The sequence below is a fragment of the Magnetococcus marinus MC-1 genome, from assembly GCF_000014865.1.
GTDB lineage: Bacteria > Pseudomonadota > Magnetococcia > Magnetococcales > Magnetococcaceae > Magnetococcus > Magnetococcus marinus.
In genome coordinates, this window is sequence record NC_008576.1 from 1,401,701 (window position 1) to 1,419,900 (window position 18,200).

The 18,200-nt window shown below is 51.6% G+C and carries 16 protein-coding genes, 1 tRNA gene and 2 pseudogenes; 8 read left to right on the forward strand and 11 right to left on the reverse strand.

What is annotated here, in order from left to right; translation table 11 throughout:
- Positions 1-160: 160 nt before the first annotated feature.
- Positions 161-1,237: a YHYH protein gene (locus MMC1_RS05715; RefSeq protein WP_011712789.1), complete on the reverse strand. Its 1,077-nt coding sequence runs from the start codon at positions 1,235-1,237 to the stop codon at positions 161-163.
- Positions 1,238-1,452: 215 nt separating this feature from the next.
- Here MMC1_RS05715 and MMC1_RS22505 point away from each other — a divergent pair.
- Together MMC1_RS22505 and MMC1_RS22510 are read left to right on the forward strand one after the other, a co-directional pair.
- Positions 1,453-1,802: pseudogene (locus MMC1_RS22505) on the forward strand (ISAs1 family transposase).
- A gap of 21 nt (positions 1,803-1,823) precedes the next feature.
- Positions 1,824-2,024: an ISAs1 family transposase gene (locus MMC1_RS22510; protein ID WP_049757622.1), complete on the forward strand. Its 201-nt coding sequence runs from the start codon at positions 1,824-1,826 to the stop codon at positions 2,022-2,024.
- 96 nt (positions 2,025-2,120) lie between these two features.
- Here the strand turns inward: MMC1_RS22510 and MMC1_RS05725 are convergent, their stop codons facing one another.
- The 5 genes from MMC1_RS05725 to trpE all read right to left on the reverse strand — a co-directional run bounded on the left by MMC1_RS05725 (position 2,121) and on the right by trpE (position 7,884).
- Positions 2,121-2,396: an HU family DNA-binding protein gene (locus MMC1_RS05725; protein ID WP_011712790.1), complete on the reverse strand. Its 276-nt coding sequence runs from the start codon at positions 2,394-2,396 to the stop codon at positions 2,121-2,123.
- Between the two features lie 399 nt (positions 2,397-2,795).
- Positions 2,796-4,373: a B12-binding domain-containing radical SAM protein gene (locus tag MMC1_RS05730; protein ID WP_011712791.1), complete on the reverse strand. Its 1,578-nt coding sequence runs from the start codon at positions 4,371-4,373 to the stop codon at positions 2,796-2,798.
- A gap of 411 nt (positions 4,374-4,784) precedes the next feature.
- Positions 4,785-5,816: an anthranilate phosphoribosyltransferase gene (trpD, locus tag MMC1_RS05735; protein WP_011712792.1), complete on the reverse strand. Its 1,032-nt coding sequence runs from the start codon at positions 5,814-5,816 to the stop codon at positions 4,785-4,787.
- Between the two features lie 9 nt (positions 5,817-5,825).
- Positions 5,826-6,389 carry an anthranilate synthase component II gene (locus tag MMC1_RS05740; RefSeq protein ID WP_011712793.1) on the reverse strand — a complete coding sequence of 188 codons (564 nt, stop codon included), beginning with the start codon at positions 6,387-6,389 and terminating at the stop codon, positions 5,826-5,828.
- 4 nt (positions 6,390-6,393) lie between these two features.
- Entirely contained in the window at positions 6,394-7,884 is a 1,491-nt protein-coding gene (gene trpE, locus MMC1_RS05745; RefSeq protein WP_011712794.1) for an anthranilate synthase component I, read from the reverse strand.
- A 331-nt stretch (positions 7,885-8,215) separates the two neighbouring features.
- Between trpE and MMC1_RS05750 the strand changes: the two genes are divergently transcribed.
- Together MMC1_RS05750 and MMC1_RS05755 are read left to right on the forward strand one after the other, a co-directional pair.
- Positions 8,216-8,291 (forward strand) — tRNA-Ala (locus MMC1_RS05750).
- Between the two features lie 502 nt (positions 8,292-8,793).
- Positions 8,794-9,372, forward strand: a complete 579-nt coding sequence (locus MMC1_RS05755) for a hypothetical protein (RefSeq protein ID WP_011712795.1) — start codon at positions 8,794-8,796, stop codon at positions 9,370-9,372.
- 4 nt (positions 9,373-9,376) lie between these two features.
- Here the strand turns inward: MMC1_RS05755 and MMC1_RS05760 are convergent, their stop codons facing one another.
- Entirely contained in the window at positions 9,377-9,793 is a 417-nt protein-coding gene (locus MMC1_RS05760; RefSeq protein WP_011712796.1) for a hypothetical protein, read from the reverse strand.
- Positions 9,790-10,758 carry a recombinase family protein gene (locus MMC1_RS05765; protein ID WP_011712797.1) on the reverse strand — a complete coding sequence of 323 codons (969 nt, stop codon included), beginning with the start codon at positions 10,756-10,758 and terminating at the stop codon, positions 9,790-9,792. Before MMC1_RS05765 ends, MMC1_RS05760 begins: the two co-directional genes overlap by 4 nt.
- A gap of 88 nt (positions 10,759-10,846) precedes the next feature.
- On the opposite strand from MMC1_RS05765, the gene tnpA reads away from it, so the two are divergent.
- Positions 10,847-11,245, forward strand: coding sequence for an IS66 family insertion sequence element accessory protein TnpA (tnpA, locus tag MMC1_RS05770; RefSeq protein WP_011712798.1), 399 nt, complete (start codon positions 10,847-10,849; stop codon positions 11,243-11,245).
- Here the strand turns inward: tnpA and MMC1_RS05775 are convergent.
- Positions 11,212-12,371 (reverse strand): IS3-like element ISMasp3 family transposase gene (locus MMC1_RS05775; RefSeq protein ID WP_085987171.1). Its coding sequence is split into 2 segments (ribosomal slippage): positions 11,212-12,119 and positions 12,119-12,371, totalling 1,161 coding nucleotides; the frame shifts between segments, so codons are not numbered across the junction. The genes tnpA and MMC1_RS05775 overlap by 34 nt on opposite strands.
- Positions 12,372-12,411: 40 nt before the next feature.
- On the opposite strand from MMC1_RS05775, the gene ltrA reads away from it, so the two are divergent.
- A complete protein-coding gene (gene ltrA / locus MMC1_RS05785; protein WP_011712800.1) occupies positions 12,412-13,464 on the forward strand; it encodes a group II intron reverse transcriptase/maturase in 1,053 nt (350 codons plus the stop codon).
- 65 nt (positions 13,465-13,529) lie between these two features.
- Positions 13,530-13,718, forward strand: a pseudogene (locus tag MMC1_RS21080) (IS3 family transposase); the annotation flags it as partial.
- Positions 13,719-13,898: 180 nt separating this feature from the next.
- On the opposite strand, the gene MMC1_RS05790 reads toward MMC1_RS21080, so the two are convergent.
- Complete coding sequence (locus MMC1_RS05790; protein ID WP_011712801.1) at positions 13,899-14,414, reverse strand: helix-turn-helix domain-containing protein; 516 nt, start codon at positions 14,412-14,414, stop codon at positions 13,899-13,901.
- A 1,227-nt stretch (positions 14,415-15,641) separates the two neighbouring features.
- Here MMC1_RS05790 and MMC1_RS05795 point away from each other — a divergent pair.
- Positions 15,642-16,358, forward strand: coding sequence for a formylglycine-generating enzyme family protein (locus MMC1_RS05795; RefSeq protein WP_041642032.1), 717 nt, complete (start codon positions 15,642-15,644; stop codon positions 16,356-16,358).
- Between the two features lie 169 nt (positions 16,359-16,527).
- Here the strand turns inward: MMC1_RS05795 and MMC1_RS05800 are convergent, their stop codons facing one another.
- Positions 16,528-18,126 (reverse strand): IS66-like element ISMasp4 family transposase, encoded by a 1,599-nt coding sequence (locus MMC1_RS05800; protein WP_011712803.1) that lies wholly within the window; start codon positions 18,124-18,126, stop codon positions 16,528-16,530.
- Positions 18,127-18,200: the final 74 nt, after the last annotated feature.

Consider the following 18,200-nt stretch of genomic DNA (forward strand, 5'->3'; position numbering starts at 1 on the left):
CCAAGGCACCGAAAACCGGGGCAGACACCCCCTTGGTGCGGTACGAACAACACGACTTTCGACCGACCAGAGACCGTCTGCCCCGCTTCTCCATGGAGGATGGTCGTAGACCATGTCAACAACGGCTCCCCCGTCCTCTTAAGCGTTTGCTAACCCAGCATCAGTCAAGGCTACCAAAATGATAAAACCCCTGAGTGGTGCCCGTCGGTCCATCGGTGACGCCGACCAGGCATCTGGGTATCATGGGGAAGTTGGGAGTGAGGTAGTAGACATAGCTTGCCGTCTGGTTATTCAACGTTTTGATAGACGCATCAGTGTTGGGTGCCTCATTGCACAACCCCAGATTCGAAGAGGAGGTTCCCAGCGTACTCGGACCGGTATACTTGAAGTCTGCCAGAACCTTGTTGGCTGGCAGATCCGACTGGGTAAAGGTGCTGCCATTACCCAGAGTACTCATATCCTGAGACCAGTTGCCGTAGGCATTGGTGCTATCGGAAGGACTGGAGGCGGGTCGACTGGCGCTGGCATCGCTGGAGGAAATCACCGAATAGTTTGCATAAACCCCGCTCTGCACGACAACGGGATACCCATCCCGAGCGTACCCTACTACTGTAGCCGTACTGCTCAGACCTGTCCAAGGGTTGTTTTTCTTCATGGGGTCGCAGGTGATCAAGGCGTTTCCACCCACCGAAATACCACACGTGATCGAGTGATAATGATAGGCACCATTGGATTGGGAATGACCGTTGTGCGTATCAAAGCCCAAGCGCTTCATGGCGTAGGGGCTGCTGGGATTGCTGGGATCGGTCTGGAGGCGACCTTCCAACCGGAACGAACAGGTGTTGGAGGCGGACTTGGAGCCCTCGCAGTTGCTGGTCAGGGGATCGAAGGGGATCCCGTCGAGGGCAAAACCAAGACTGTCTGACAACCCCAAAGCGGTGTAGGTGGGAGAAGCGACCGTTCCTGCCAGGACGGGTTGCGACGGAACGTACCAAGTATAGGATACGCCTGCCGGTGTGTGCAGATAGGTGCCATCGGAGGGGAAGCCGGCACTGTAACCCGACCCGTAATAGGGAATGCCATCACTGGTGATCGTGTACACATTCATGGAGTTGCCATTGATGATCTTGGTCGTGGTGGTTGACGACAGCGTGCTTTTGGCATGGGCGCTGACACTCACCGTCATCCCAAGAAGGGCGGCTGCAAACAAAAATTTACCTGAGCATTTTTGCGACATACAGAACTCCCCAACCGGTTGTAAATAGGAAAAACAGAAAGAAACACCGATAATACCGAATTTAACCAAAGTTTTTGCAAATTGTCAATAGAGCCCAAGGGTTCCCACAGGGAAATCGCATTTGAATTTCTGAAGTCGTGATCTCGTCACTTGCTTAAAAGGCTGGGCAGGGCGCACTCTGATGATGGGGATCTTCTCATCTGAGGAGAAAGCTCATGGAAGAGTTCGCCTCGTTTTTCAAAGATTTAGAAGATCCGAGAACAGGCAATGCAAGCCGTCATAACTTGCTAGAAATCCTAGTTATTGCGCTTTGCGTAACTTTGTGTGTAGGACAAACAGCCGTAGATATGGTTGAGTTTGGGATGGCCAAAGAGTTGTTCTTACGCTTTTTTCTGCAATTAAAAATGGTATTCCAAGTCATGATACATTCAGCCGTATTTTTCGCCTGCTTGATCCGGAACAATTTCACTCTTGTTTTCTAACATTTATGGCACAATTTTCTGAAGCCTGCCATGGTGTGATAGCTGTTGATGGTAAAACCTTGCGACGGTTATATAATAAATAAAGTAATTAATCGCCTTTGCACATGGTCAGTGCGTGGGGTCATGAGCAGGGGCTTGTATTAGCCCAGATAGTTGTAGAAACCAAATCTAATGAGATCACAGCAATTCCTAAATTATTGGAGATGTTGACTCTCAAGGGAACCATCGTCACGGTAGATGCGCTGAATTGCCTACGTGCCATAGCCCAAACAATCGTCGATAAGGGGGGAGTGTCGGGCGGGTAAGACGTCGGATCTCTTTTAGGGTTGATAGAGCTGCTGCACCCGTGCAGGGAAAAAAAGCGTCCGGGTTGTGGTCCTGACGCTTTTAACAGTATATAATCAATCGTTTAAAGCGTCTTTTAGGTTTTTGCCCGCTTTAAATTTAACGGATTTAGAGGCGGCAATTTGGATCTCTGCACCGGTTTGCGGGTTGCGACCGGTACGTGCGGCACGCTCACCCACAGAAAATGTGCCAAAACCTGGCAACTGTACCGTGGCACCACCTGCTAGGGCATCTTGAATGGCCGCAAAGCTGGCTTTGATGGCTTTGTCTGCGTCGGCCTGGCTTAGGCCCGTTGCATCGGCGACAGTTTTCTTCATTTCAGTCAGATTCATTGATCACTCCATCGTGCATTTTTTAGTGTTTAGATCACAAGATTACAACGGCATACTCTACGTTTGCTTCCATTGGTGTAAAAGAGCTGGTGTGCTCTGGCGGGCTGTCAAATTTTGGTGGCATCACAGCCATCGGCCCATTTATACCCTTTGCCATAGCATAAAATCTACTTGGTTCACCATGGTTTTTTTCTCAACATCACCAATAAGTTGGGTGTGCAGCTATTCTTACCCTATGCTCCAGTGCCCCTATGGCTTAATTGTGCTGAGGTCGACCCCTTCGCCGAGCTTGAGCGGGCTTAGGTTCATTCTAATCCACAAGCTCTTCTTCGCATCCCGGGCTACCGGGAGGATTATTCATAAAGCAGCGCGGGTCTGCTCAAACCTAGCTCCCATATACTAAGTAAACAGGGCGCTAAATTTTCGGTAGAGTGGGGTTTGGCGCAGCGCATTAAACCAAGCCCGTTTTTTTAATCCATTCAGAAGAGGGGAGCGGTCTGCCCACGCCCAAATGGAAAAATCGACCACACCACGTGCCATTTTTAGATCAACCAGGTATCCATACCAACCCATATTAAGCCGCAGCCGGGCCAACGCCACAAAGGGTGCCAGCAACCTCTTTTTATAGCGTGACATGTAGCCAATTTGCTGCTCCATGCAGGCGAGCGCCACCAAAAAAGAGGCCTGTTGAGCCAAGGGTCGCATCTCCACCGGTACCCAGGGATAATCGACCGACTGATCTGTAAAGGCATCCTTATTGCCCGGATCAAGATAACGTTCGCTCCAAGCATCCAGCGTTGGAGGAATTTGGTAATCAAATTGGCTAATTACCTCTTCATAGAGCGCCCCACCAGGATAAACTCGGTAGTATTGGGGGCCAACCATGTAAAAATTTGTAGCCTGTTTGCGAATCCAGTTAATCAACTGCATGGTCGCGCGATAGTCTGCTGGGGTTTCTTGTGGAAAACCCATAATAAAGGAGCAGTTTATCTGTATCTCTGGCTGCTTGGCCAGCATGGTCACAGCGGTTTGAATGTTTTTGACCTTAATGCCTTTTTTGATGGCTTTTAAAATGGTGTCCGATCCCGATTCAAAGCCCATTTTCAAGCAGCTACAGCCAACCTCGGCCAAATCTTGCACCATCTCCTGGGTGATAAAATTGTCGCCAAAATCCGATGCCCGGCAACTCGCCCGCCATTTAAAGTGATAATTGCGCTCGCGGTAGAGTCGAATAAAATCGCGAATTCTCTGTTTATCATGAAAAAAAAGCTCATCGCGAAAATAGACTACCTTGCTATCATACTGGGCAATGAGGGCATCTAACTGCTCAAAAAGGGATTCAATGGAACGTCCTTGCCAACTTTTAGCGCTGGGCGACACATAGCAAAAGGTGCATCGAAAGGGACAGCCACGGCCTGCTAATACCTGGATGTACTTGCCAAAATAGTGGCGAACCCGAGGGTCCAATAGATCATAATCAATATCAAAAAAGGGCTCTATGGGCTGGGGCGGCGTGCGTACCACAGTGCCATCCGCTTGTTGGTAGCAGAGGCCGGGTATCTTGGCCGGGTCAATGCTCCCCGCAGCCGCCGCTTTGAGCAATGCGGCTGTGGTGGCTTCGCCATCGCCATAGGCAACATAGTCAATATTTTTATAACAGGCGCTCTGTTCTGGATAGAGATTGGCATGGGGGCCACCCAAGATAAGCGGTTTATCCGGGAAAAGCTGTTTGGCCATATCCGCCACTCTTTTAATAAAGGGGGCGTCCGACGAAAATGCACCAATGCCAATCACCCTGGCCTGGGCCATAAGATCGGGTAAAGTTTGATAGGCGGCATCGGCACCTTCAATACTGGCATCAAACAGATGAACATCCACCCCCTCTACCTTGCGCAGGTAGCTCCCCAGCGCAAGCACCCCCCAAGGGGTATTATTCTTGCGGTTTTTGTGATCGGGATTGATGAGTAGAATATCCATGTAAACCTCGGTACTCGGTTGGTCGCCGCGCTTCATCGGGCGGGGTTCGGTCGAGCGATTACCCAAGGCAACAGCCCTGCGTCATCTCCGCTGAATTAGAGTCCCTTTTCTTGAAAATGTTGCAAAATCAGTATTTATGCCAAAATTCAATGAGCTGTATGGGTGCATTAAAGGGGAGGGGGTGCCAATCTCGCAAGCCATTTTTGCATGGCGGGTGCAAGCAGACAAACATACACCCTTTTAAAACATGCCTCTATGGGCGGTGTAAGGGGCGGGAATAAAACCTTGCGGTCCGCCAACCGCGGGCACACCCATTGGCTCAGGCCAGAGCATGTATAAAACCCGCGCGTAGTCGGCCTGACAAGGGGGGGCTCCATACCCGTGTGCGGCAGCCTTGCTGAACAAGATTTGTCAGGTGGGTTCGGGTATGACGTTGGAAGTTTCTACCAACATCTGCAACCGTTTGAGGGCTCGTCCAGAATCAAGGGCTTGTTCCGCCATCTCTTTGCCCGTAGTCATGCTTTGGGCCATGCCACTGATATAGAGGGCAGCAGCCGCATTAAGCACCACCACATGGCGCTTGGCCCCTTGCTCTGTACCACTCAAAATGGCGCGGGTAATGGCGGCATTTTCCGAGGCTTCTCCCCCCTTGAGCTCGCTGATATTGGCTAAGGGCAGGCCAAAATCTTGAGGGTCTAGGGTGTAGTTGGTAACCTGCCCATCGCTTTTTAATTCAGAAACCTGGGTTGTGGTGGTGATGGTAATCTCATCTAGGCCATCATTGCCATGCACCACCATCGCCCGTGACGAGCCCAAACGGCCCAGTACCTGTGCCATCGGTTCGGTCCAGCGTCCATCAAACACCCCAATAAGTTGATAGGGGGCGCTGGCTGGGTTGGTTAGGGGGCCGAGTAGATTAAAGATGGTGCGAATCGCCAACTCTTTACGGGGGCCGATGGCGTGCTTCATGGCACCATGATGTTTAACCGCAAACAGAAAACCCATTCCGCAGCGTTGCAAGCAGGTCTCCACCACGGCTGTGTCCGCTTCGATATTGACGCCAAGGGCCTTTAATACATCTGCCGAGCCGCTTTTAGAGGTAATCGAACGGTTGCCATGCTTGGCCACCGTCACGCCACAGGCCGCCACCACAAAGGCTACTGTGGTGGAGATATTGAAGGTGCCCAAGGCATCCCCGCCGGTGCCGCAGGTATCTACCACCGCACCGCTTGCTTTGACCTTGTGCGCCATTTCGCGCATGGCCTGGGCGGCACCGGCGATTTCGGCGATGGATTCACCCTTCATGCGTAGGGCGGTGATAAAGGCACCAATCTGGGCATCGGTACAGCGGCCGGACATGATGCTAAGCATCGCCTCGTAGGCCTCTGGTTGAGAGAGATCGTGGCCATCGACCACTCGGGCCAGTGCGGCTTGAATGGACATGCTTACTCCTTACATCTCTAAGAAATTGCGCAGCAGATCGTGGCCCTGCTGGGTTAAAATGGACTCTGGATGAAACTGCACACCCTCGATGGGCAGGGTTTTGTGGCGTAGCCCCATGATCAAACCATCCTCGGTCTCTGCACTGATTTCCAGGCACTCTGGCAGGCTCTCTCGTTCGACGATAAGGGAGTGATAGCGGGTGGTGGTCAGCGGGTTGGCGAGCCCCTTAAAAACACCGCGATTATCATGCAATACCTGGGAGGTTTTACCGTGCATCACGTAGGGTGCGCGGATTACTTTACCGCCAAAGGCTTGTCCCATGGCTTGGTGGCCCAGGCAGATGCCCAAAATCGGCACACGATCGGCAAAACAGAGGATGGTCTCCAGACTTACCCCGGCCTGACTGGGGGTGCAGGGGCCGGGCGAGATGCAGATGCGCGATGGATTGAGGGCCTCGATTTGTGACACGGTAATTTTGTCATTGCGGTGCACCACCACCTCGGCCCCTAATTCGCCGAAATATTGCACCACATTAAAGGTGAAGGAGTCGTAGTTGTCGATCATTAACAGCATGGTATTACTCCAACCCTTTTTGCACTTGTTCCACCGCGCGAAACATGGCGCGGCCCTTATTCATGGTCTCTTCATACTCTTTACTCGGCACGGAATCGGCGACAATACCGGCCCCAGCCTGAATGTAGAGGCGTCCATCTTTGAGGATCGCGGTACGGATGGTAATGGCCAGATCCATATACCCGTTATAGCCAAAATAGCCGACTGCCCCACCGTAAGGGCCACGGCGCGAGACCTCTAGCTCATCAATGATCTCCATTGCGCGAATTTTGGGGGCACCGCTAAGGGTGCCCGCGGGGAAGGTGGCGGCCACCACATCGTAGGCGTCCAGATCCTTACGCAAAACCCCTTCAACGTTAGAGACAATGTGCATAACGTGGGAGTAGCGTTCGATAATAAACTGTTCTGTGACCTTGACGGAGCCGATTTCGGCGATGCGGCCAATGTCGTTACGGCCCAGGTCTACCAGCATAATATGTTCGGCGCGTTCTTTGGGGTCGGCCAGCAATTCGGTTTCTAGCGCCAGATCTTCGGCTTCGTCTTTACCGCGCGGGCGGGTGCCGGCAATGGGTCGCACGGTGGCAATGCCTTTTTCTTGACGCACCAGAATTTCGGGGCTGGAGCCGACCAGGGAAAATTGTCCCATATTGAGTAAAAACAGATAGGGCGAGGGGTTGCTCATGCGCAATGCCCGGTAGAGAGCCAGCGGATCGTGGTTAAAGGGTACGGAGAGCCGTTGGGAGAGCACCACCTGCATAATATCACCGGCGAAGATATACTCTTTACCTTTGCGCACGGCCTCTTCAAAGGCTTCTCGGCTCATTTCGGAGGTAAAATCGGCCTCGGTCAAGGGGGTGTTGGTGCGGGTATCCGGCAGGGGCGGCATGGGTGCCCGCAGCAGAGCGATGAGCCGATTAATCTGTTCGCAGGCTTTATCGTAGCAGGCGCGGGGGTCGCTCTCGTCGGTTAGGTGGACGTTGACGACCACTTTGAGTTTGTTATAGAGGTTGTCAAACACCAACAGCTGGTCGCTGAGCATAAAGAGGGCGTCTGGGGTGCCTAGGGTGTCGGGGTTGTCATCGGGCAGGTGTTCGTAGTAGCGCACGGTATCGTAGCCCAGATAACCCACAGCGCCGCCAAAGCTGGGCAGGTTGTCGGTGGGTACGGGTTGGTAGGTTGCCATGATCTCTCGCAGGGCGAAGGTAGGGTTGTCGCTCTGGGTGGTGGTCACGGTACCGTTGTGCAGGTCGTGATAGGAGATTGTGTTGCCATTGACTTCGAACAGAGCTTTGGGTTGCGTGCCGATAAGGCTAAAGCGTCCCCACTTTTCGCCGCCCTGTACGGATTCCAGCAAAAAGCTGTATTGGCTTTGCGCGGCGATTTTCATGTAGGCGGTGACGGGGGTGTCGAGGTCGGCCATGATTTCCCGGTAGACGGGGATCAGGTTGCCTTGGGTCATGAGCGTTTGAAACGCTTCAAATGAGGGCTGAATCAATCTCGATTCTCCATGGGCGTTGGTGCCATGCAGTTAAACGGTAATGGGTCTTTGCAAGGGTAACAAAGTTCAAGCAATAAGCTAGCATGTTTGTAAGAAAAATCCAGGGTAGAGTGCAAGGGTTGAGCGGATGTTTGGGGTAGGGGGCGGGAGAGGGGTGGATTGGTGGGTAAAAGGGTGGGAAGGGGGTTTGATTAATGTGTTTGAAGATCGTTTAATCTTATAAAAAACAAAGAGATTATGTGTATTTGTAGAAAATTTTAGCGAGAGTCAAAAAAAACGGTTGACCGCATGTTAGAAACTGTCTAATATTCGGGCTCTCGGACGATATGGGGCCATAGCTCAGCTGGGAGAGCGCTTGAATGGCATTCAAGAGGTCGGCGGTTCGATCCCGCCTGGCTCCACCAAGATACTTTCAGGGAAGACTCTCTGACGAAAAACCGGCTCTTAAGCCGGTTTTTTTGTGCCAGGAATTTGGCAATGATTCCAAGGGTTAGGAGTGCGCCTTGCTGAATGGTGCCCTCTCTACCTTAAGGTCGGCCCCTCTCAATTTCTGCCGAATCTCTCTCAAATGGCCGCTTCTCTCAAAAACGTGAGGTCGGCGGCCACCCCGACCTCACACCCCGACCTCTCTCAATTTCTCTATCTGAAACTGCGTCTTACAAAAAATGCTCATTTTTGGCGGTTTGCGGTTTCCTTCGTGTAGCCAAAAGTAGGTAGGAATAAAAGCCGACCTCTGAAAAATCATCCAAAAACAGAGAGTTCTGAAGCTTTCAGAAAAAGAGCTGTGAGGTCGGGGGAGTGTCCGACCTCACTGTTTGGCCAGCCTCGGGCCTATCGTTGCAAAAGGACATGGGGGAAAGCATACTGGGTATATGATTCCCAATACTTGAGAAGTGAGGGCGTGCTGTGGGTGCAAAGAAATCGAAATTCACCTGGAGAGATATCAAGGCTGCTCTGCAGGGGCAAAACCATGAGGACCTGATTAAATTAGTTGGCGAGCTTTATTCATTAAATAAGGACAATAAACACTTTCTTGAGTCTAGGATTGATCAGACAGCGGGTAGGCTGGAGCCATACAAGCAGATCATAGATGATGCTGTATATCCTGATATTTACTCCAACCGACCAATTCAGATTGCAGTTGCTAAGAAGGCGATCAGCAACTACAAAAAATCCCGCCCTGATGATCTGTTGGGGCATCTGGAGTTGATGGTGTTTTTCGTCGAGCGGGCAAACAGCTACACAGTGGATTTCGGTGATATTAATGAAGGTTTTTACACATCAGTTGAGACCATGTTTGAAAAGGCGTCAGAACTGATAAAACAGGCAGATCCTAATGTTCACGATGAATATATCCCAAGGCTGGAACAAGTTGTGAATGATGCGCATGGTATTGGCTGGGGTTATTTTGATGGGCTAGCCAGTATGCTGAACGAGCTCTATGCAAGCGTAGACTGGGATGAAGATAAAATTCAATTTCATTGATAAGTCAACTGTATAGCAGTGTAAACCCCCACTTTTCCCGTTGTTCCGACCAGAGTAGTGGAATGCTTTCCCGCAGACTCTCCAAGCTGAATGTCTCTGGTACACGACCATCAAGAATCGCCTCAATTATATCTGGGGCCAGGATGGTGAGCCGTAGGACCCGAGCCATCATAGAGCGTTCTACGCCCTCACGTTCAGCAAGTTGGGCAATGGTCATGGTTTCGCTCTTATCCAGCATCTTCTGCCATTTCTGGGCCTTTTTCAGGGCGTTGAGCATGGGATCCTCGGAAGGATTGGTCATCTCCTGGCGGGCTTGCTCATGTTCTGGCAGGATTACCATGCGTTTGCCGCCCTGACGATGAAAACGCATGGGGATTTTGAAAATGATGGTTTTGCGGTCTTGGCTCAGTTTGCCCTTCATTGAATGACCTCCTCTGCCTTGGCTGCTGGGGATAGTTCCGCTACCAAACTGGTTATCCCGTCGACTCGGACCCTCACCTCCATGGATGTGGTAGTGAGAATGACATTTTCCACCAACAGGCTGAGCAGGCGGTTCTGTTCGATGGGGAAAAGCTCATCCCAGATGGGGTTGATCTTTTTCAACGCCATGGTGACATCCTGTTCTCGAATGTCAGAATCAGTATGTACAGCCTGCCGCCAGACTCGGGTGATGATCTCCGGTGTTTGAATGATCTGGCGAACCCTCTTGAATACCCCCTCATCAACCTGGGGGGCGGAAACAGAAGCCAGAGGGCAATCGGCATGGCTATTTTTGGAAGCGGTCATACAGAGGTAGTAGCGGTACTGGATGCCGTTCTTGCGGGTGTGGGTAGGCCGCATGGCGCGGTTGCAATGACCACAACGAATGATGCCCTTGAGTGGTGCCGGGCTCTGGTTGCGGCTGCTGTTGCTGCGACTGCGCTTGTTACTCTTCAGGATGCTCTGCACCTTGTCCCACAGATCTTGTTCAATAATGGGGGCATGTTCACCAGGGTAGACCTCCCCTCGGAAGGCCACTTCTCCCAGATAGACACAGTTATTGAGGATTTTATAGAGGGTGCCCTTATCGATGGGTTTCCCCCCTTTGACCCGACCATCAGCGAGTTGGCGTGTTTTTGAGGTGATGCCCTGCTCGGTCAACTCCTTAATCAGCAGCGTGGCAGATCCCATCTGGATGAATCGTTTAAAAACAAGGCGGACCTGCTGTGCTTCTTCAGCGTTGATGACCAGCTTACGATCCTGTGCGTCATAGCCCAACGGGGGGTGACCACCCATCCAGATGCCTCGTTTGCGGGATGCAGCGTATTTATCCCGAATCCGCTCGGCGGTGACTTCTCGTTCATACTGGGCAAAGGAGAGCAACATATTGAGGGTCAATCGCCCCATGGAATGTAAGCGCCCATTTATCCCCAGGGTTCAGTTTGATCTGAAGGTATGTCACGCTTTCTGAAATTCAAAATTTTAGGAGGCGAACATGGAAGACAAATCAATTGAGGCGTCTGTGCTGAGTGAGAAGCAGCGGTACTGGCTGGATCATTTACGCAGTTGTCGTTCTGAGGTCGGCACCATTAAGGAGTACGCTGAAGTCCATAAGCTGAGCCTTCCATCGTTGTATTTTTGGAAGCGCAAGCTGACGCAAATGGGTTTTCTGGAAGAGTCAGGATCAGGCAAGCGACGTTTTCAGCGATTGGAATTGAGTTCAAAGTCTTCAGCAGGGGTCTGCCGGATTCAGTTCCCAAATGGTATGACGGTGGAGTGGTCAGGGAATGGTGGCGAGAGCTTGCTCTCTGTCCTGCGATCTGTGGCAGCTGATGTGGCAACACTAAAACGGACAGTGTTTTACGCGGACTTGAACCACTCTATTTCGTACTGAGAAGGACTCATATAGCCGATGGATGAGTGCTTGCGCTTTCGGTTATAAAAGACCTCTATATATTCAAAGATGATCTGTTTAGCCTCATCGCGTGTCTTAAAGTCACAGGATGAAACCAGTTCAACTTTGAGAGTGTGGAAAAAGCTTTCTGCTGGTGCGTTGTCCCAACAGTTACCACGGCGACTCATACTCTGTGTATAGCCTCTTTCATCCAGATATTTTCTCAAGAGTTCAGATGCATATTGGCTACCACGATCACTATGAACAATCAGCCCGGCCTCTGGGCGGCGCTTGAAAAAGGCCATGCGTAAAGCGTCTGTTACCAGTTCTGCTTTCATAGGGTCTGCCATAGACCAACCGACAACAGCTCTGGAATAAAGGTCAATCCAAACAGCCAGATAAAGCCAACCTTCCTTGGTCGGAATATATGTGATGTCACCAACATAGGCGTTATCAGGGCGTTCCGTATCGAATTGACGATCAAGAAGGTTAGGCGCTATAGGCAGTGCGTGATTTGAATCTGTCGTTACAACCTTATAACGCTTCTGAGCTTTACAAACCAAGCCAAGCTTCCTCTTGATTCTGGAGACGCGTCGGCGACTCACTCGTACACCATGCTCATTTAACGCTTTGCGTATACGCCGTGTTCCATAGGTTGATCGACTCACCTTGAAAATCTCTGCTATCCACTCTTCAAGCAGTTGATTCTCTTCAGCCTTACTCGTACTGGTTCGATTAAGCCAGCCATAAAATCCACTACGAGAAACATCCAGAACACGGCATAAAGACTCGACAGAGTAGCTTTTGCTATGAGCTTGAATAAAGGCGTACCTCACGGAAGGGATCTCGCGAAGTACGCACACGCCTTTTTTAATATCGCCTGCTCCTCCTCAAGCTGAGCCAGCTTCTTTTTAAGGCGCTTATTTTCTTCTTTCACTTCTAATATTTCATCTTTATCTCTGGATGTTAGCTTCTCATGAGATCGCTTTCTCCAGTTGTAGATATTCTTAGCTGATATGCCAAACTCCTCAGCAATCACTGGTATGGGCTTGTCAGAGCTCTCTACCATTTTGAGCACCTGCTCTTTGAACTCTGGGGCAAAATTTTTAGGACTTCTTCTGCTCATTGGACACCTTTCTGAATGAGGTCTCATTTTCCCTCATTTTTTGTGTCCGTTAAAGTGTAGCCCCATCAGGCTGGGTATTCCGACGATTGGTGATCGTATCGCGCAAGCGGTTGTGAAACGATATCTGGAGCCATTGGTGGAGCCAAAATTCCATGAAGACTCCTATGGATATCGTCCCAATCGCTCAGCTTTGGATGCCGTTAGACAGGCCCGCCAGCGCTGTTGGCGGGATGACTGGGTGCTTGATCTGGATATCAGCAAGTTTTTCGATAAACTGGATCATGCATTGGTAATGCGTGCGGTGAAGCGGTTTACAGATTGTAAGTGGGTTCTGCTCTACATCGAGAGGTGGTTAAAAGCAGATGTTCAACTACAGGATGAGACCATCCTTCATCGGGAGATGGGAACCCCCCAGGGCGGTGTAATCAGCCCTCTGCTTGCAAACATTTTTCTGCATCTTGGTTTCGATCAGTGGATGAAGGAGAATTATCCTCACATTCATTTTGAGCGTTATGCCGATGATATTGTCGTGCATTGCCGTTCCTTGAAGCAGTTGCAGTGGATCAAGAAGAGGATTGAACAGCGCTTGAAGCTCTGCAAATTGTCTCTCAACGACAAAAAGACGCGAGTTGTCTATTGTAAAGATTCTCGTAGGTCAGGGGAGTGGACGTGTCAGAGCTTTGATTTTCTGGGCTATACCTTTCGTCCAAGGTCATCACGCAACCACCGTGGAGAGCTTTTTGTAAGCTTTAGTCCGGCAATCAGTCGGAAAGCTTCGAAATCTCTACGGCAGACCATTCGGCGGGAGTGGAAGCTCCAAGCGAGGAGCCAGCACTCTATTGAGGAACTGGCAAGACGTTTAAATCCAGTGATCACAGGTTGGATAAACTATTATGGCCGATTCTGTCGATCGGAGATGCACTCTGTATTGGACCGGATAAACACCGCTCTTGCCTTCTGGGCAATGCGTAAGTTCAAGAAACTCCGTGGGCACAAGACCCGAGCGCACAAGTGGCTCAAAGGGGTTGCCCAGAGAGAGCCATCTTTGTTTGCGCATTGGAAATATCAGGGCTGGATGACAAGAGCCGTATGAGCTGAGAGGTTCACGTACGGTTCTGTGAGAGGCTGAGGGTGAAATTCCCTCGGTCTACTCGACCACCAGCAGAAAGCTTTTTCCACACTCTCAAAGTTGAACTGGTTTCATCCTGTGACTTTAAGACACGCGATGAGGCTAAACAGATCATCTTTGAATATATAGAGGTCTTTTATAACCGAAAGCGCAAGCACTCATCCATCGGCTATATGAGTCCTTCTCAGTACGAAATAGAGTGGTTCAAGTCCGCGTAAAACACTGTCCGTTTTAGTGTTGCCACATCATACCTCACGGCTTGGTGGCAGGTGACAGTACCGTTGTCCCTGGAGCTTCACACATGTGATTGCTCACCATGCATGTCCAGGTAGGTTACCGATAGCAGAATATCGGGTTGAATCAATTGTCCTTTCCTGTTCAACTGTTTATACAACGACTTAAGGTCGCACCTTGCAGAAAAAGTCCGTCGCCACAATACTTTCTATGTGTGCCGCTATGAAGGTCATCCAATCCAGGGGAGGCTTTTTCTTTTCCTTCTCTGGGGTAGGGTGAATGCCGGCCTCGGAGAGAATGCGTTTGACCGTGGTGGCCCCGGCATAAAGGCCCAGTTTCTTGAGTTCACCGGCGATGCGTCGATAGCCCCACAAGATGTTCTCCTTGGCCATGCGGATGGCGGTGTCCCTCAACTCCTGGGTCAGGCGGGGGCGGCCAAGGGGCTTGAAGGGCTGGCCCTTGTTGGATTGGTTGAGCCATCGGCGGTAGGTTGCCGGTTTGACCACCTTCATGAGGTTGGCGACGTTGTGGTCGCAGGCCGCGCCAAGGCGGAGGAGTTCCGACTTCTCCTCTGGCGACGGCGCGATCCTCTGGGTCGGCACCCGAGCCTGGAGGATGCGGATCTGAGCTTTGAGCAACCGGATCTGGGCGTTATGCCGAGGGCTGAAAATTTGGGCCATCAGGACCCAAAGGAGGGAGAAGAACGAGTCCATCGACGTTGAAACCACCGCTGCGCTGTTTTGAAAAAATGGCTGCAAAGCCAAGGGAATGGCCAGCGCCTACATTTTGGAACGGCTCTCATGGAGGGCCGCCACGGACGGGGTATCCCCTGACCATCGGCGACCCGCAAGGGAAGCCCCATGACCCCGCTCAAGGCGTGGTCGGATCAGAATCGTGCTTTACGATCTTTTTCGCTGGGATCGAACCCCGGACCAAACCGTTCACCGGGCGGCTATTTTGAGAGCATTTCCGACCACGGCTGATTATACAGCAACGACAGCCATTTGCCCCGCCTTCCGAGTTTCCCCCGCCTGACCGAACGACTCCCAAACCTTATTGAAAAAGCACACGAAAATTTCCAAGAATTCTCGTTTCAGGGTTGGTACGGTCCAGTCAATTTTGTGCGCTGATGGGGGGTCAAATTTCAATGCCGATTGACAAGACCATGCCTTGCAGAGCTTCAGCACCCTGCTGGAGCAATTGGCCACCTTGACCCGTAACACTGTTCGTGCCCAATGGGAGCCCGCGACTGGTAAACCTTTTGAGATGCTTGCTAACATCACCCCCCTACAGCAGGAGGCCTTCCGGCTACTCAGCACCTCGCCTTAATGTGTCCAGTGACGCGCACCGTGTTCAAGTCAATTACAGCTTGACATCAATTCTTTACACGCTTTTTAAACAGAAAGTCCGGTCTGAAAAGGGGTGCCCTGCGGTTTGCTGGACGCTTACTGCGCAACAGCAGCCTCGCTTTTGGTCCAAAAGAGGTCGAATTCGCTGGACGGTCCGAGTGATTTCCGTGAGAATTAGTGCGTGAAGTAACGGTTGGCTGGTGCTTAAAGCGCTGATATTTCTATCACCGTTTAACTCTAAGTCACAGAGATGTGAAAAGATTCTGCTCAATTTTGGGTGTTGAAGTCACCTATGCATCGATCTGGCTGTGGGGCCTGCATTTTGTCGAAGCATAGCAAGCGGATCTCCACCAAGCAGGGTAGGGGGGGATGTCTGTTTGGTGCCTGAATTAAATCTTCATTAAGATCAAAGGGAAATAGCACGATATGCGGTGGGCAATGGATCAGGACGAAAAACGAATGGAGGGAAGCGTGGTGTATGGAGTGAAGGTGATGTGTATGGTGGTGATGGGGGTTGCATGGGCAGTCAGTGCTCAGGCGGCTGAGAGGGACGTGAAGATGCCTGCCCCAGATTGTTTTAAACACCCTGTGGAAGGGGCCGTGTGCAAAGAGCCCGCTGTTGGGATGGCGTTTGTGTGGGTGCCTGGGGGCCGTTTTCAGATGGGTTCCGATGATGGCCGTTCAAGCGAAAAGCCACTACACCAGGTCACCCTGGATGGATTTTGGTTGGGCAAATATGAAGTGACGCATGGTCAGTGGCGTGCTGTGATGGGTTTAAACTCGACCGATTCCAAGAAGGGGGATGATTATCCTGTAGAGGAAATTTCTTGGAACGATGCGCAGCAGTTCATCCTTAAAATGAACTCGAAGGGGCAGGGGGGGTTCCGGTTGCCCAGTGAGGCAGAGTGGGAGTATGCGTGTCGGAGTGGTGGAAAGAAGGAGAAATATTCTGGATCATCCAGTGCGGACTCTGTGGCGTGGTACAAAAGCAACTCTGGGGCTGAGACCCACCGCGTGGGGAGTAAGGCTGCCAATGGTCTTGGTCTGCATGACATGAGCGGGAATGTGTTGGAGTTGGTCCAGGATGTTTTCGGCAGCTACAGCAGTGGCTTACAGCACAATCCAATCTATGAGGGGAACGGTTCTTACCGCGTGAGTCGTGGTGGTTCCTGGTACTACAGTGCCAAGAATGTGCGTTGTGCCAGTCGCGACCGTGATGACCCAGGCGACAGGAGCAACAACCTCGGGCTGCGTCTCGCCAGGACGGCACAGTAGCACCGTTAGTGTTTATGGAGGGGTGTCCAAATGTGTGTCATAGCTTTTGGCTTGGAATGCATGCTGTGACACCCCTTTTGGCGAGCGGTTGTGACGGTTGTTTTAAGCCGCTTTCCGGTGCTTGATGCGGCAACACCAAAACAGACGTAACCGTTCAGAGACCCCGATATCAAGCGGCTACTGGAGCCGGTAACGGCGGTACGAGGTTTCCCTTTCTCCGTTCAGCAATCACCTCAGCAAGATAGTCCCAGGGAGACACGTTCCGCAATCGGCAAGTTTCGATGACGCTAGCCAGCACACCCAATACCCGACTCCCTTCTGCCGTACGAGTTCCGTGGCTGATCAGACGCGCAATGACCCAGTGGCGCAGAGCCCGCTCCGCATCGTTGTTGGTCAGCGGCAGCCCTGGAACTCTCACAGGTTGCCAGATAACATCCCAGTCATTGAGAAGCTCAACGGCAAGGCTGCGAACTTTCTCGGACGGGGGATAATCTCTGTACAATTCGCAGTATCCCTGGAATTCTTCCAAAATCGACTCGGCAGCTGGCGGATCCGATCCATCTTTGACCTCTTCGACCATGTATTCCAGGACCTCCAATACCCTGGAGCCGAATCGTTTGCTCTCTTTATCCAGGCTTGTCGACAACCCCTTGGCTTTTCGGATCAAGTGCGCCCAGCAGCGCAGCCGCCTGGAGAAAATCCGGTAGTTCATGAGTCCATCGCTCATTAGCCAGCCTGCATATTCCTCGGTCAGGATATCAAGGACCATTTGTCGAGTCCGGCGTCCCACGCAAAACAAGACCGTATTTGCCGTCGCGAAAACCCAGAGCCACAAAGCTTGACCTTTTTGCTTCCAAGGCGTTTCGTCTACATGAGCCAGAGCGGATGCACGAAGTTCGGCAATCAGTTCATCCTGAACAGGGGCGGCAGCCAGTCCGACTTCACGTATGCAATTGTCGATGGTCCCGACACTCAACTCCAGGCCGAACCAATCGATCAAAAACTCCTGAACCTTGGAGCGAGACAACCGCATCCGTTTTGCGAGCGCAACAATGAAAGCAGCCAACATGGGGCCGACAATACGCCATTCACTCAAACTGGTTGCGGTTTTGCGTCCTGCAATCTCAAGTCTATCCCCTGTGCCGGGACCGGTACATGAAATATGGCCGCATCTACAGGCAACTTCCCCAAAAAGGTGCTTGGTCCCCTCTAGCCTCAATCCAGGCTGATCCGGGGCACCCCTTATCAGATCGATGGTCACATAGCCGATTCGAGCTGTAAATCGAGCATCCAAGGGAAGGGCAGCATCGCAGGCAGCACACGTTTCCGCTCGATGAACCACGGTACTCCGAATCGGAATTATCTGCGTTCTGCCGAATCCCTTGGCCCCAACTGGCTTCCCAGCCCTGCCTTTCGGCTTCTTGCCTGAGGAATCCGACTTACCCTTTCCTGGAGCAGAGGGAGTAGAACTGCCGGATGGCCCTGGTGAATCATCTCCATCCGCATCATCGGTTCCCTTCTTCTCCACCGGCGAAACGTCCTCTTCATCCTCATCCGAAAGCGTTTCGTCTTGCTCAACTGGAATCCCAAGGTACGCCGAACGACTGCTGGGCGGCTGGGAGCTGTTGTCGGGTGTTCGGTTCAAACGCTCACGAGATTCCTTGAGATCCTCCAACATTTTCCGGCTGACGGCCAGTAACTCTGCAGACGATAGCGAGGAGAGATATTCCTCATCAATCTGGAGCAGGTCGTGATCTGAAAGCTTCATGGTTCGCGCACCACATCATCGCCGGTGAATGAATCCTCGCACACATGATAACACGGGTTTCCAGGAAGAGATTT